This window comes from Saccharopolyspora thermophila (assembly GCF_014646075.1).
GTDB lineage: Bacteria > Actinomycetota > Actinomycetes > Mycobacteriales > Pseudonocardiaceae > Saccharopolyspora > Saccharopolyspora thermophila.
In genome coordinates, this window is sequence record NZ_BMMT01000003.1 from 225,059 (window position 1) to 238,413 (window position 13,355).

15 protein-coding genes are annotated in these 13,355 nt (G+C 71.9%); 4 read left to right on the forward strand and 11 right to left on the reverse strand.

Features of this window, described 5'->3' with window-relative positions; genetic code table 11:
* The first annotated feature begins 132 nt into the window (after positions 1-132).
* Positions 133-504, forward strand: coding sequence for a DUF5319 domain-containing protein (locus IEY17_RS07200; protein ID WP_188986620.1), 372 nt, complete (start codon positions 133-135; stop codon positions 502-504).
* A gap of 64 nt (positions 505-568) precedes the next feature.
* Here the strand turns inward: IEY17_RS07200 and IEY17_RS07205 are convergent, their stop codons facing one another.
* The 4 genes from IEY17_RS07205 to IEY17_RS07220 form a co-directional block, all read right to left on the reverse strand.
* The gene (locus tag IEY17_RS07205) at positions 569-1,663 is read right to left on the reverse strand and encodes an anti-sigma-D factor RsdA (RefSeq protein ID WP_188986501.1); all 1,095 of its coding nucleotides are present in this window, start codon (positions 1,661-1,663) and stop codon (positions 569-571) included.
* Complete coding sequence (locus tag IEY17_RS07210; protein ID WP_188986502.1) at positions 1,664-2,236, reverse strand: sigma-70 family RNA polymerase sigma factor; 573 nt, start codon at positions 2,234-2,236, stop codon at positions 1,664-1,666.
* Positions 2,237-2,743: 507 nt separating this feature from the next.
* Positions 2,744-3,340 (reverse strand): response regulator transcription factor, encoded by a 597-nt coding sequence (locus IEY17_RS07215; RefSeq protein WP_029536209.1) that lies wholly within the window; start codon positions 3,338-3,340, stop codon positions 2,744-2,746.
* Positions 3,341-3,638: 298 nt separating this feature from the next.
* Positions 3,639-4,607, reverse strand: a complete 969-nt coding sequence (locus IEY17_RS07220) for a MerR family transcriptional regulator (protein ID WP_229679914.1) — start codon at positions 4,605-4,607, stop codon at positions 3,639-3,641.
* Between the two features lie 327 nt (positions 4,608-4,934).
* Between IEY17_RS07220 and IEY17_RS07225 the strand changes: the two genes are divergently transcribed.
* Positions 4,935-5,240 carry a WhiB family transcriptional regulator gene (locus IEY17_RS07225; RefSeq protein WP_188986503.1) on the forward strand — a complete coding sequence of 102 codons (306 nt, stop codon included), beginning with the start codon at positions 4,935-4,937 and terminating at the stop codon, positions 5,238-5,240.
* Positions 5,241-5,404: 164 nt separating this feature from the next.
* Here the strand turns inward: IEY17_RS07225 and groL are convergent, their stop codons facing one another.
* From groL to IEY17_RS07240, 3 genes are all read right to left on the reverse strand, one after another.
* Positions 5,405-7,027: a chaperonin GroEL gene (gene groL, locus IEY17_RS07230; RefSeq protein ID WP_188986504.1), complete on the reverse strand. Its 1,623-nt coding sequence runs from the start codon at positions 7,025-7,027 to the stop codon at positions 5,405-5,407.
* Between the two features lie 113 nt (positions 7,028-7,140).
* A complete protein-coding gene (gene groES, locus IEY17_RS07235) occupies positions 7,141-7,431 on the reverse strand; it encodes a co-chaperone GroES (protein WP_188986505.1) in 291 nt (96 codons plus the stop codon).
* A 604-nt stretch (positions 7,432-8,035) separates the two neighbouring features.
* On the reverse strand, positions 8,036-8,434 hold the full coding sequence (locus tag IEY17_RS07240) for a DUF5313 family protein (RefSeq protein WP_188986506.1): 399 nt from the start codon (positions 8,432-8,434) through the stop codon (positions 8,036-8,038).
* A 91-nt stretch (positions 8,435-8,525) separates the two neighbouring features.
* Between IEY17_RS07240 and IEY17_RS07245 the strand changes: the two genes are divergently transcribed.
* Together IEY17_RS07245 and IEY17_RS07250 are read left to right on the forward strand one after the other, a co-directional pair.
* Complete coding sequence (locus tag IEY17_RS07245; protein ID WP_188986507.1) at positions 8,526-9,005, forward strand: MarR family winged helix-turn-helix transcriptional regulator; 480 nt, start codon at positions 8,526-8,528, stop codon at positions 9,003-9,005.
* Between the two features lie 245 nt (positions 9,006-9,250).
* Positions 9,251-9,838 (forward strand): SanA/YdcF family protein, encoded by a 588-nt coding sequence (locus IEY17_RS07250; protein ID WP_229679916.1) that lies wholly within the window; start codon positions 9,251-9,253, stop codon positions 9,836-9,838.
* 46 nt (positions 9,839-9,884) lie between these two features.
* On the opposite strand, the gene tsaD is transcribed toward IEY17_RS07250, so the two are convergent.
* From tsaD to alc, 4 genes are all read right to left on the reverse strand, one after another.
* Entirely contained in the window at positions 9,885-10,940 is a 1,056-nt protein-coding gene (tsaD, locus tag IEY17_RS07255; protein WP_188986509.1) for a tRNA (adenosine(37)-N6)-threonylcarbamoyltransferase complex transferase subunit TsaD, read from the reverse strand.
* On the reverse strand, positions 10,937-11,419 hold the full coding sequence (rimI, locus tag IEY17_RS07260) for a ribosomal protein S18-alanine N-acetyltransferase (RefSeq protein WP_188986622.1): 483 nt from the start codon (positions 11,417-11,419) through the stop codon (positions 10,937-10,939). Before rimI ends, tsaD begins: the two co-directional genes overlap by 4 nt.
* 20 nt (positions 11,420-11,439) lie before the next feature.
* Positions 11,440-12,096, reverse strand: coding sequence for a tRNA (adenosine(37)-N6)-threonylcarbamoyltransferase complex dimerization subunit type 1 TsaB (gene tsaB, locus IEY17_RS07265; protein WP_188986510.1), 657 nt, complete (start codon positions 12,094-12,096; stop codon positions 11,440-11,442).
* Between the two features lie 97 nt (positions 12,097-12,193).
* The gene (alc, locus tag IEY17_RS07270; RefSeq protein ID WP_188986511.1) at positions 12,194-13,348 is read right to left on the reverse strand and encodes an allantoicase; all 1,155 of its coding nucleotides are present in this window, start codon (positions 13,346-13,348) and stop codon (positions 12,194-12,196) included.
* Between the last annotated feature and the right edge of the window lie 7 nt (positions 13,349-13,355).

Genomic DNA, 13,355 nt, shown 5'->3' on the forward strand with positions numbered 1-13,355 from the left:
CAGCGGGGGTGCGCCCCGCCCGTGCAGGCGTGCGGTACGCCACGCGCGCGGGCCAGCGCGCAAAAAAGGGCGCCCCGAGGCCCCCACGGGGCCGGTGCAGCCGGTACCGTGCGGGCCGTGCCGCACGATCCGATGCCACCAGACCCGTTCGCGGGCGACCCGGAAGACCCGAGCATGGCACTCGGTGATCACGACGCCGACCACGGCCCCCCGCTCGGCGACGAGGAACGGGCCGAGCTGCTCGCGGACCTGACCGATCTCGCCGTCTACCAGGCGCTCCTGGAACCGCGCGGCATCCGCGGCATCGTGGTGGACTGCGCGGACTGCGGCGAATGCCATTACCACGACTGGGAACTGCTGCGCGCCAGCCTGGAGCAGCTGCTGCACGACGGCCGGATGCGCCCGCACGAACCGGCCTACGACCCGAACCCCAGCGAGTACGTGACCTGGGAGTACTGCCGCGGCTACGCGGACGGCGTCACGGAGAGCGAAACCGCCCTCTGACCGCAGCCGACGACCAAGGGGTTCAGGCGGGGCTGAACCCCTGTCCGGGCCTGCGCCGACGACCTCAGGGAGTGCGGCTGCTGTTGTGGGGGAACAGGCTCGATCCCCAGCCGCTGGACGGGTTCTCCGAGCTGCCGCTGGTCTCACTCGGCGACGTGGTCGGCGCCGTGGGCGTGGTCGAGGTGGGCGGCTCGGAGGTGCTGTCGGTCGGCGGCACCGGCGGGATCTGCGGCTGCGACGGCGAGGGCGAGACGCTCGGCGTCGGCGGCGTCTGCGACGTCGACTGCTCCGAGGTCTGCGCGTTGTCGCCGCGGTCCATCCGCGCGGTCAGCGAGGCGTGCGCGGCGCGCAGGTCCGACAATCCGTGCTCGTCGTCGACACCGCGCATCTGCTCCTGCGCGGACTGCAGCGCCGCCGCGGCGGCCTGCCGGTTACCGTGCTCGATCGCGCTCTCGGCGGTGTTCAGGTCCTCCCGCGCCGAGCTGGCAGCCTGCACCGCACGCGCATGGTCGGTGTAGAGCACCTGAGCCACGCCCCACAGCATGTCGCCGGGCTGGGCGTCGCGGGCGGCCACGCCGACACCGGTGAAGGTGATCATCAGCACCGCGGCCGCGGTGGCCACCGGCACCAGGTGGCGGCGCCTGAGCCGACGGAGCGGGCGGTGCCCCTCCGCGATGGCGGCGGCCGCGGTCTCCACGTCGACGAGTTCGCCGATGGGTGCGGCGTCGACGTCCTGCCGCCAGGCGACCAGCAGCGCCTCCAGGCTGGGGCGCTCGTCGTCGGCGGGGAAGGCCACGTCGGGGTTGGTCCCGCCGAGCGCGTCCAGCAACGCGTCGTCGTCCTGCAACGCGGTCAGGTCGACCGGCTCGCCGCCGACGTCGTCGATGTCGACCACTTCGTCCTCGGCGTCGGGGCGCTGCCGGAAGGTGAACACCTCGGCACCGCCCGACCCTGTCTGCGCGGTGTCGGATTCGGCGGTCTCGGACTCGGCCGAGTCGGCGGAATCCCGGTGGTTCTCGCTCAGTTCCGTTCCCTCGTCTGCGGACCCCTGCGCGGGAGCCTGGTCCCGCTCGTCTGCGCCGTTCGAACGGTCCTTCAGCTGGCCGGACTCGAGTTCCTGTCCTGCCTGCTCCTCCTCGGGCCCCTTCCGCTCAGCCATTCAGACCACCTCCTCCGCGGACAGCGTCTTTCGCAGCCGGGCCAGCGCGCGGTGCTGGGCAACGCGCACAGCGCCCGGCGTCGAACCGACCGCTTCGGCGGTTTCCTCCGCGGACAAGCCGACGACGACCCGGAGCAGCAGGATCTCCCGCTGCTTGGCCGGGAGGACGCGAAGCAGTTGCGCCATCCTGCCCGAAAGCTCACCCTGCATCGCCCGCTGCTCCGGTCCGGCATCCGACTCCGGTGTGTCCGGAACATCCGCCACCGGTTCGGAGCGGTTGCGGGCCAACGCACGGTGCGCATCAGCCACCTTGTGGGCGGCGATGCCGTACACGAACGCCAGGAACGGACGACCCTGGTCCTTGTAGGTGGGCAGCGCGGTCAGCACCGCCAGGCACACTTCCTGGGCCACGTCGTCCGCTGACGCGAACGACCTTTCGTTTCGTCCGACTCTGGCGCGGCAGTACCGCACCACCAGAGGACGGATTTCGGCCAGCAAGCGCTCGATCGACTGACGATCGCCGTCGACGGCGGCGCTTACAAGAGCGTCCAGCCCGTCCCCCACGTTGGTCATCGCAGACAGCAGCCCTGGTGTTACGCGTTCAAGCGACTCGGATTTGCCCGGTGAACATCGCGTGCGCCGCACGCCACGCCGAGCTCACCGTACCGGGCAAGGAGTGATCGTTGAACAGGGAGTGGGGGTCGAGGGCCGTCGTCGTCACATATTCACCAATACCAGACGCCGGGCCCGGGAGCGTTTCACCAGGCCATCGAGATCTCGATGCGGCCCCGCCCGGATGACGGAGACGATCTTCACACATCTGGGACGACGAGTCGGCCACGGCGATCTCGGAGCCGGTGCGCACCGATTCGCCGCAATGTCCGAATCTGATCTGACCACCCGAACGGATCAGCCGTGACCCGCGCCACCTCGGGAGTCCGCCCGGCGGGCGGATCCGCTGTGACGCGAGCCATGGCGTCAACGTCAGCTCGCCGGAAGCCGGCGCCCTCGTCGAGCACCGACCACGGGTCAGCGCCCTCCGCTCGGGCGGAACGGGCGGCGGGTGCCGCGCGGTCAGCGTCACGCCACGAGGCCGCGGCGGAACCCGTGCGCCACCGCCTGCGCACGGTCGCGAACGCCAAGCTTGCGGAACAGCCGGCGCGCGTGGGTCTTGACCGTGTCCTCCGAGAGGTAGAGCTCGCGGCCGATCTGGCCGTTGCTCTTGCCCTGGCTCATGCCACGGAGGACCTGGAGCTCGCGCTCGGTCAGCTGCACACCGGGGTCGGACGGCTGTCGGGGCGCCGGGACCGAGGTGCTGGCCAGGGTGTGCGCCAGCGCCGCCACCAGCTCCGGCCGGGACGCGTCCCAGCGGAGGTAGCCGCGGGCACCGCCGGCGATCGCCGCTGCGATGCTGGCCGCGTCATCGGGCGCACCGAACACGATCACGTTCGCTTGCGGGTGCGCCGAGACGAGCCGCCGGGTTGCCTCGACGCCGTTGGGCACCGCGCGCTGGGTACCGACCAGAACGACGTCGACGGCCTGCCGCGAGAAGCGGGCCAGCAGCTCGTCACCGTGCGCAACGCAATCGATCCGGCTCACTCCCGGGACAGCAGACATCACACGAGTGAGCCCTTCCCGGACGCTACGCCGGTCATCGCAGATCAGGACCGTCGTCACGGGAACTCCTTCCTGCAGGCGAGTGACGTTCCACCTCCCCTATCGGACGCAGCGGCCAAAACCTTGACACGATCCGGTGCTTAATCCGTCAAGAAATTTTGAGGCCACCCGGTCCGTAGGAGTGTTCACCGGAACGGAGCAAGCCGGCGGCCACTACGCCGCGAAGCCGTCGAAAGCCGTCATACCTGCGGTGTTCACCCGTTCGCACTGTGTCGCTCTCGCAGTTTCGCCCATCCGAATGAACCCGGTAACCCCGCACGCCGAAACCGGTTGTGATTTATCCCACATAGAGATCAGTTCAGCCGAGAACCGTCTCCGACACGCGGGCGACCGCGACCTCCAGCGAGTCGAGCTGCTCCACGTGCGCGGGCAGGGTCTGCTGCGCCCAACCGGCGCCCGCGACGAAGGCCCGGGCTCGCTGCCGCGTGATCGGGATGCCCTCCAGCACGCGCGGAGACGCGTAGTGCGACTGGTCCGCCCACAGCACCACTGCGGCGGGCGCGGAGCGCCGGACAGCGGCCGCCAGCCCCTCGCGCGGCAGGGCGGCACCGAACAGGCGGTGGTCGACGCGGTTGACCGCGAGCGCAGCGGCGAGCGCGACGAGTTCGAGCTCCTGCGCCTCGCCGGGCACCGGCGCGAGCACCACCGGGCGCGGATTGCGCGGCTCCGGGGCATTGGCGATCACCGACCGCAGCGCCGTGGACGCGCAGTCCACCAGCATCTGCAGCACCTCGACGCCGGAGCCCGAGCGCTGGCGGCGTTCGTGCACCGCGCGCAGCACCGGCTGCAGCATCTCGTTCCAGGTCCGGACGACGCCGTCGCTGTTCATCGACTCGATCAGCAACCGCTGCACGGACCAGGAATCCAGGGCGAGCGCCGCACGCCCCAGGCCGCGCGTGCGGGGACCGGCACCGGGAAGCCTCAGCCCGCGACCTCCGGTGTTGGTGCCGCCGACCAGCTTCAGCTCGGTCTCGCCGTCCAGGACACCGGACAGCAGCACCGGGCCGTCACCGGAGCCGTCGGCCGACGCCTGCTCCGCTGCCTCCGGGTACCGCTGGGGCGGCGGCGCGGCGACGGTCCGGGCGTACCGGGCGGCCTCGGCGGGCGAGGCACCGCGCAGGAGCGCGCGCTGCATCTGCTCCAGCCGCGCGATGTCCGCCGGGCCGTAGCGGCGGTGCCGACCGCTGGTGTGATCGCTGGGCCCCAGTCCGTAGCGGCGGTCCCAGGTCCGCAGGGTGGCGGGGGCCACGCCGAGCCGGCGGGCCACCGCAGCCACGCTCAGCCGCGGTTCGGCGTCCGCAGGGGCGCCGTCGGAGGTCTCGGCCGGCCCGGGCTCGTCGATCGGATGGGGGGGTGCCCTGCCCCTGGTCAGGTTCCGGCCGCGTCGTCACGCGGGACATGTTCCGGTTCTGGCCCCGCAAGGGCAAGCCGGTCGGGCGACGATCACGCCACCACGAGATCACTCCAACGATGAACAGCTTTTGGCTCGATAAGGGTTGAACAAGTTTTGGCGCGGTTCTACGGTTGGATCATGCGAGGCTGCGGCGCCCGCCGCAGCAGGGAGGGGATCCACCGGTGGGAGGTGGTTGTCGCAATGGCAGACACTCGACGTCTTCCAGGACCGAACGCCGATATCTGGGATTGGCAGATACGGGGCTCCTGTCGAGGAATGGACAGCGCGTACTTCTTTCATCCGGACGGCGAGCGGGGCCCGGCACGAGCTCGGCGTGAGGCGAAGGCAAAAGAGGTGTGCCAGCACTGCCCGGTGATCGCGCAGTGCCGTGCCCATGCCCTGGCGGTTCAGGAGCCGTACGGCATCTGGGGCGGCCTGTCGGAGTCGGAACGCGAAGTGATCATCAAGGCGCGCAAGCGCCAGCAGCTGGCGGCCGCGGCCAGCTGACGCGCTTGCTCCGGCCGGGACCGGCCGGTCCGGCGGGGTCGAATGGCTACGAGGGGCGCCATTCGGCTCCGGTGCGGAGATGGATCGGGGCGGCACCCATTGCGCGATGGGTGCCGCCCCGGAGGTGTGCGCCGGGCTGAGCCCGGCTTCGAGCGAGCGCTCGCTCAGTGGCCGTGCCCGTGGCCGTGCCCGTGCCCAGCGGCCGCCGGAGCCTCCTCCGGCTTGTCCACGACCGCGCTCTCGGTGGTGATCACCATGCGGGCGATGGAAGCCGCGTTGGCGACCGCGGAACGGGTCACCTTCAGCGGGTCCACGATGCCTGCCTGCACCAGGTCGCCGTACTCGCCGGTGGCGGCGTTGTAGCCGGCACCCCAGTCGAGCTCGCGGACCTTGGACACCACGACGGCGCCCTCCTGGCCCGCGTTGCTGGCGATCCAGAACAGCGGCGCGTCGAGCGCATGGCGCACCAGCTGCACGCCGGTGGCCTCGTCACCGGACAGACCCAGGTTGTCGTCCAACACCTTGGCGGCGTGGACCAGGCTGGACCCGCCACCGGGGACGCTGCCCTCCTCGGCCGCGGCCTTGGCCGCCGCCACCGCGTCCTCGATGCGCGACTTGCGCTCCTTGAGCTCGGTCTCGGTCGCCGCACCGACCTTGATCACCGCGACGCCGCCGGCCAGCTTGGCCAGCCGCTCCTGCAGCTTCTCGCGGTCCCAGTCGGAGTCGGTGGCCTCGATCTCCTTGCGGATCTGGTTGGCGCGCTCCTGGACGTCCTCCGCCTTGCCGCGGCCGTCCACGATCGTCGTGGTGTCCTTGGTGACGGTGACCCGGCGGGCCGAGCCGAGCACCTCCGGCCCCACCTCGGACAGCTTGAGGCCGACCTCGGGGGCGATGACCTGGGCACCGGTGACGACCGCGAGGTCGTCCATGAACGCCTTGCGGCGGTCGCCGAAGAACGGCGCCTTGACCGCGGCGACCTTGAGCGTCTTGCGGATGGCGTTGACGGCCAGGGTGGACAGCGCCTCGCCCTCGACGTCCTCGGCCACCACCAGCAGCGGCTTGCCGCTCTGCGCGATCTTCTCCAACAGCGGCAGCAGGTCCTGCAGGTTGGAGATCTTCTCCCGGTGCAGCAGGATCTGCGCGTCCTCCAGGACGGCCTCCTGCCGCTCCGCGTCGGTGACGAAGTGCGGTGAGATGAAGCCCTTGTCGAACTGGACGCCCTCGGTGATCTCCAGCTCGGTGGCCAGCGTCGAGGATTCCTCGATGCTGATCACGCCATCCTCGCCGACCTTCTCCATCGCCTCGCCGATCAGGGCGCCGATGGCCTCGTCGCGGGAGGACACGGTGGCGATCTGGGCGATGTTGTCGCGGCCCTTGACCGGGGTGGCCTTGGCCTTGAGAGCCTCGACCACGGCGTCGGTGGCGGCCTGCACGCCCTTGTTCAGCGCCGCCGGGTTCGCGCCCGCGGCCAGGTTGCGCAGGCCCTCCCTGACCAGCGCCTGGGCCAGCACGGTGGCGGTGGTGGTGCCGTCACCGGCGACGTCGTTGGTCTTGGTGGCGACGTTCTTGGCGAGCTGGGCGCCCAGGTTCTCGAACGGGTCGCTCAGTTCGATCTCGCGGGCGATGGTCACGCCGTCGTTGGTGATCTGCGGCGCGCCGAACTTCTTGTCCAGCACGACGTGGCGGCCACGCGGCCCCAGGGTGACCTTGACCGCGTCGGCGAGCTGGTCGACACCGCGCTCCAGCGCGCGGCGCGCCTTCTCGTCGAAGGTGATCTGCTTAGCCATGGTTCCAACAGCCCTTCATGGATTCCCGATCTTGGGGGTTGCGCCCCGACATGCGACCGCCCCGGAGGTCCCGGTCGGGACCGCCGGGGCGGCAGAGCTCGCGCGGTGCGGCGTCAGTTGACGACGGCCAGCACGTCGCGGGCCGAGAGGATCAGGTACTCCTCGCCGTTGTACTTGACCTCGGTGCCGCCGTACTTGGAGTAGATAACGACGTCGCCTTCCTTGACATCCACCGGGATGCGGTTGCCCTTGTCATCGACGCGACCCGGGCCGACGGCCAGAACCTTGCCCTCCTGGGGCTTCTCCTTGGCGGTGTCCGGGATCACGATGCCGGACGCAGTCGTCGTCTCGGCCTCGCTCGCCTGGACCACGATCCTGTCCTCAAGCGGCTTGATGCTCGCCACGGTGTGACCTCCACCTTCTGGGGCCTTCGAAGCGTTGGCTGGATAGTCGACGGCTCCGTGGCTCCCCGCCGTCGCGGGTGCCGGGGCGCTCCGGCGCCGTTCTGCTAGCACTCTACCCAGGAGAGTGCCAACGCTCAACAACCACCCGCGCGCCGGGCGGGTCGGCATCGCCGCACCGGGTGACGCCGGTTCCGGCCCAGGTCATCAGCCTCCCGATCGGTACAGCCGGGAAGCCGCGCCGACCGGACGGGCAGCAGCTCAGGACGGCGCCGGACGGCGGTGTCAAGCGGCCGACGGAGTGGATCGCCGCGGGCGCCCACCGTGGCGGGAGGGGTTCCGCGGGCGGGCGCAGGTGCCGCCACCTGCGCAGTTGTCACTGACGATCAGCTCTCCGTGATCATCGCAGGTAGATCAGCATGCGGGAAATGTCACCAATGCCACGAGGTGCCTCACGCCGGAGGTGCTCGGTGCCCTAGGTTCCCAGGCATGCCCGCCCTCTCCAAGCCCGCGAACCGCCCGTGGGAGCGCCGCCCCCGACCCGCGCGCCCGCCCGGCCCGTCCGGTCCGCCGAGCCGGTCCAGTTGGCGCCCGAAGTGACGGCCGCTCACCCCTGGGCCCGGTTGCGGTAGATCGCCGCGTACCGGTCCGCCCGCTCGGCGCGGACGGCGGCCTGCGCCGCCTCCCGCGTTGCCCGGCCGGTCCCCATCGCGAACCCGTGCCTGGTCAATCGGTACTCGCTGGTGTGCTCCACGTAGGACAGCGAGTACCACAGGGCCAGGATCACGCCGCCCAGCACCGCCATCGCGCGGATCCACAACGGCCCCGGCAGCAGCAGGAACAGCAGTCCGGGGGAGATCTGGACGAGGGTGCGGATCGCGTGCCGGAGCACCCAGGTGCGGCAGGTGACGTCGTGCAGCACCCAGTCCCGGTAGCGCTCCGGCAGCCGGCCGCCAAAGGCGTACCAGACCCACAGGAACGGGTTCGGGCGTCGAGCAGCGGCCACATCCCCTCCTCTCGGCAAAGACGGTCGCGGTCGACGATACACTAATCATTAGTGCGCTAATAATGAGCGCGCTAGTTGCGGAGGGAGAACCGTGGAACAGATCGACCTGGGCGAGGACCCGCTCGCGCTCGAACGCCAGGTGTGCTTCGCACTGTCCGTGGCATCGCGCAACGTCATCTCGCTCTACCGCCCGCTGCTCGCGCCGCTCGACCTCACGCATCCGCAGTACCTCGTGATGCTCGCGCTGTGGGAGCGCGAGCCGAGGTCGGTCAAGGACCTCTGCGGCGTGCTGTACGCCGACCCGGCCACGCTGTCGCCGCTGCTGAAACGCCTGGAGAGCATCGGCTACGTCAGCCGCCGCCGCAGCGCCGAGGACGAGCGGCTGCTCACCGTCGAGCTCACCGCGAAGGGCCGCGAACTGCGGGCGGAGGCCGAGAAGATCCCGTACCGCGTCGTCGAGCTGCTCGGCATGCGGGTCAGCGAACTGGAGGAGCTCAACGCCACGCTGGGCAAGGTGATCGCGGCGACCCGCCGCGCCCTGGACGGACAGCCCGCGAAGCCGGCCGGATGACCCTGGACGCCGCCAGGCTCGGGCGGCACCCGCTACCGCCGTCCGCAATCTCCTGGAAGCAGCGGGTCTGGTAGCCGCGGAGTTCCCGGCTCCGACGAGACCGCGCGACCCGCGCCGGGCGCTGTGTCCGACGCCGTCGTCGCGCTCGGCTGATCGGTGCTGCAGCGCTACGAGATCACCGCCGGGCGGGCGGCCGTCCCGCGATGAGCGGCGAGCGGGATCGGCCGGGGTGGCACACTGCACTGGTGCGCGGACTTCGGGTGGTGCTCGCGGCGCTGGTCGCGTTCGGTGTGGTCACGGGCGTTCCGTCGGGATGGGCGTGGGTCCGCAGTGCCCGCCGCGTCCGGTCGGTGCCCGACGTGCCCGCCACGGAGGTCGCGTTGGTGCTCGGTGCCGGGGTGCGGTGGGACGGCGTGCCCAGCCGCATCCTGCAGGGACGGCTGAACGTGGCGCGGGCACTGTACGAGGCGGGCAAGGTGCGGCGGATCATCGTCAGCGGCAGCCCCGAGTCGCGCGGGTACAGCGAGCCGGTCGTGATGCGCCACCACCTCGTGTCGCACGGGGTGCCGCCGTCGGCGGTGGTGCTGGATGAGTCCGGTGTGGACACCTGGCGGTCCTGCCGCCGGGCGGCCGAGGAGTTCGGGCTGCGGCAGGTCACCGTGGTCACCACCCGCTTCCACGTGCGCCGCGCGGTGGCGCTGTGCCGCCGCCTCGGTGTGGACGCCTACGGCGTCGGACACGACGCGGCGGCCGACGGCCTGCGCCGCGTCTCCGCCCGCGGCGCCCGCCGCGAGTTCCTGGCCACCGTCAAAGCCTTCTGGTACCACCGCTAACCCGGCCCGCCACTGCCCCGGACCGCCGCGAAGCCCCGGCCGCTGGTTACTGGATGACGATGGTGTTGACTGGGAGTCCTGGGTTGGCGGGCATGTCCAGGGGGGAGGGCTTGGCGCCTGCGGCCAGGACGTGGGCGCCGAGAGCCGCGATCATCGCGCCGTTGTCGGTGCACAGGCGCGGTCGCGGCACGCGCAGCCGGATGCCCGCCTCCGCGCAGCGCTGCGCGGCCAGCGCGGACAGCCGGGAGTTCGCCGCCACCCCACCCGAGATCACCAGGGTGTCCACGTTCAAATCCCGCGCCGCGCGCACCGCCTTGGCGGTCAGCACGTCGGCCACCGCCTCCTGGAACGACGCGCACACGTCTGGCACCGGGATCTCCCGGCCCGCCCGCTGCTCGGTCTCCACCCAGCGCGCCACCGCGGTCTTCAGCCCGGAGAACGAGAAGTCGTACCTGGGGTCGCGGGGACCGGTCAGCCCGCGGGGGAACGCGATCGCCGCCGGGTCGCCGAGCCTGGCCTGCCTGTCGATCGGCGGCCCACCCGGGTAGGGCAGGTCGAGGATGCGGGCGACCTTGTCGTATGCCTCCCCGGCGGCGTCGTCGATCGTGGAGCCGACCTCGGTGATCTTCTCCGCGATGCCCTCCACCAGCAGCAGCTGCGTGTGCCCGCCGGAGACCAGCAGGGCCAGGCACCGCTCCGGCAGCGGCCCGTGCTCCAGAGTGTCCACCGCGACGTGCCCGCCAAGGTGGTTCACCCCGAACAGCGGCACGCCCAAGGCGGACGCGTACGCCTTGGCCGCGGCGACGCCGACCATCAGCGCTCCGGCCAGCCCCGGCCCGGCCGTCACCGCGATGGCGTCCACATCGGACAGTTTGAGGCCGGACTGGTCCAGCGCGCGGCGCATCGTCGGAACCATCGCCGCCAGGTGCGCGCGGCTGGCGATCTCCGGCACCACCCCGCCGAAGCGGGCGTGCTCGTCGACGCTGGAAGCCACCGCGTCGGCCAGCAGCTCGACCGTGCCGTCCGCGGTCAGCCGGACCAGGCCGACACCGGTCTCGTCGCAGGAACTCTCGATGCCGAGCACCACTCGGTCGCCAGTCATCCCCCGGCCTCCGCAGTTTCCGCAGCTGCGCCCAGCGGCGGGCGGCGCATGGTGTGCGCGTCCGCGCCGGACGGTTGGTAGTAGCGCCTGCGCAGCCCGACGATCTCGAAGCCGTGCGCCCGGTACAGCGCGATCGCGGCCTCGTTGTCGGTGCGCACCTCCAAAAAGGTCGTGGCGCGCACCTCGTCGGCCCTGGCCAGCAGCGCCCGCAGCAGCGCCTTGCCGACCCCGCGGCCCTGGTGGGCCGGGTCGACGCCGATGGTGTGCACCTCGGCTTCCGCGTGCGGCGGGCGGCCCGCCACGGCCAGGCCCGCGTAGCCGATCAGCTGCTCGCCCTCGTAGGCGCCGACGTAGAAGTGGCCCTGGTCGAGTTCCGCGGCGAACGCCGCCCGCGACCACGGGTCGTCCCCGGGGAACAGCAGCTGCTCCAGTTCCGCACAGCGCTTCAGGTCGCTGCGGCGCAACTTCAGCACCCGCAGCGCGGTGGTCGCGCGGTCGGTCACTTCCCACCCCTGGTCAGCACGGACTTCCGCTTGCCCGGCTCCGCGGCGTCGGGACGCCGCAGATACAGCGGCACCAGGGGCGCGGGCTCGCCGGACAGCGCCTCGCGCGCCGCCGCGACCAGGCCAACCGGCGTCGGGTGGCGCGGCTCGGCGACCGCCAGGCCCAGCAGTTCGGCCATCGTCCCGGCCGCGGTGGTGAAGCCGCTGGTGGGCACGTCGGCCGGGCGCTGCACGTGCGGCCCGTCGATGCGCCTGCGGTCCGCGTCGTAGGCGGCCCAGTAGACCTCCTTGCGCCGGGCGTCGGTGGCGACCAGCAGTGGGCCGTCGACGGCGGCCTCGGCGGCGATCGCGTCGAGGCTGCACACCGGGTGCACCGGCCGCCCGCACGCCTGGCCGAGGGCGGCCGCGGTGGCCATGCCCACCCGCAGGCCGGTGAAGGGCCCGGGTCCCGCCCCGACGACGATCGCGTCGGCGTCGGCGAGCTCGTGGCCCGCCTCGGCCATGGCGTCCAGCAGGTGCGGCATGAGCAGTTCACCGTGCGCACGCGGGTTGATCGTGGCGCGCTCGGCAAGAGCGCGCGGTCGACCGCCGTCCAGGGCGACCAGCCCGGCCGTGACCGCGGGGGTCGAGGTGTCCAGCGCAATGACGAGCACGACTGTTCAGCGTACGTCAGCCCTGGTCACCAGGGTTACGCACCCCGGACCGCGCCAAAGGCGCCGAGGCCGGGCCACGCCCTGAACCCTGGCGGGACTAGGTGAGCAGCGCCGCGAGTTCCGCCGGGAGGGCGGCGTCCGCCGCCAGGGGCCGCTGCGCGACCAGCTGGGTCGCCCGCTGCGCGGTGAGTCCGGCTTCACCGGTGAGCACCGCCGTCGCGTGCGCCTCCGGTAGGGCGTTGAACCAGCGCCGGGCCAGCTCCGCCCGCCCGGCCGCGCTGGCTTCGCCGTGCAGCCGCAGCCGCGCCATGCCGCCGTCCGGGTAGATGTCCAGGCGCACGTGCGTCACCTCCGCCCGCACCGGCAGCTTCAGGCGGTGCCGGGTGTCCGGCTGCAGGCGGGTGCGCGGCAGCAGCTCGGTCCACGAGCCGGGGTCGTCGGGGTCGGCGGTGCGGGCGTCGCAGCCCGACAGCGACGCCCAGCCCGGCGCGTTGCCGATGAAGTAGCTCGTGTCCAGCTCCGCCCAGTGCACGGTGCCGGGCGCGGCGAGCCGGACCGAGACCCAGTCGTTGCCGTCGTCGCGGCGCCGCGCGGTCTCCCAGCCCTCGCCCATCACCCGGGTCAGGCCCGGGGCGAACAGGTTCGACGGCGACGAGTAGAACATGTTGCTGCACCCGGTGACCTGGCTGCCGTTCTCCAGCGCGGCCAGATCGAGGGTCCCGGAGATCCAGCGCGGGTCGGCCACGGGTTCGCCATGCACGCGCAGGCGCGCGATGCCGCCGTCGGGGTGCATGCACAGCCGCACGTGGGTGTAGCGGCGGTCGCTGTCCACGTCGTAGACGTTGCGCGTGTCGCCCGCGGCCGGGGATTCCGGCAGGAGCTCCTCCCAGTCGGCCGCGGCGAGCTCCTCCGGGCTCGGGTAGCCCTCGACCGCGCATCCCTGCACCGACACCGCGGGCGGGTAGTTGCCCTTGAAGAACGCGGTGTCGACGACCAGCTGCCGGACGATGCCGGGCAGCCCGAGCCGGATGATGGCGTGATCCACGCCGGGTTCGCGGCGGCGCCGGGTTTCCCAGCCGTCGTAGATCTGTCCTTTGTGGCCGAACGTGTAGGGCTGGTAGACGGGTTCCTCGGGCTTGATGAGGTTCTCCCGCTCGGCGAACAGTTCGTCGTTGGCGAACACGACACTGCCGCCGACGGCGCGGGATGCCAGGTCCGGCAACGTCGCGCGCCGAACGTCGTTGTGCTGCATGGATTCT

What these genes read in the sequence shown, in the direction of transcription:
- IEY17_RS07205 (WP_188986501.1), bottom strand. Translation starts at nt 1,663, where the DNA reads ATGGCTGAGCGGAAGGGGCCCGAGGAGGAGCAGGCAGGACAGGAACTC.
- IEY17_RS07225 (WP_188986503.1), top strand. Translation starts at nt 4,935, where the DNA reads ATGGCAGACACTCGACGTCTTCCAGGACCGAACGCCGATATCTGGGAT.
- IEY17_RS07200 (WP_188986620.1), top strand. Translation starts at nt 133, where the DNA reads ATGCCACCAGACCCGTTCGCGGGCGACCCGGAAGACCCGAGCATGGCA.
- groL (WP_188986504.1), bottom strand. Translation starts at nt 7,027, where the DNA reads ATGGCTAAGCAGATCACCTTCGACGAGAAGGCGCGCCGCGCGCTGGAG.
- tsaD (WP_188986509.1), bottom strand. Translation starts at nt 10,940, where the DNA reads ATGACTGGCGACCGAGTGGTGCTCGGCATCGAGAGTTCCTGCGACGAG.
- alc (WP_188986511.1), bottom strand. Translation starts at nt 13,348, where the DNA reads ATGCAGCACAACGACGTTCGGCGCGCGACGTTGCCGGACCTGGCATCC.
- IEY17_RS07210 (WP_188986502.1), bottom strand. Translation starts at nt 2,236, where the DNA reads ATGACCAACGTGGGGGACGGGCTGGACGCTCTTGTAAGCGCCGCCGTC.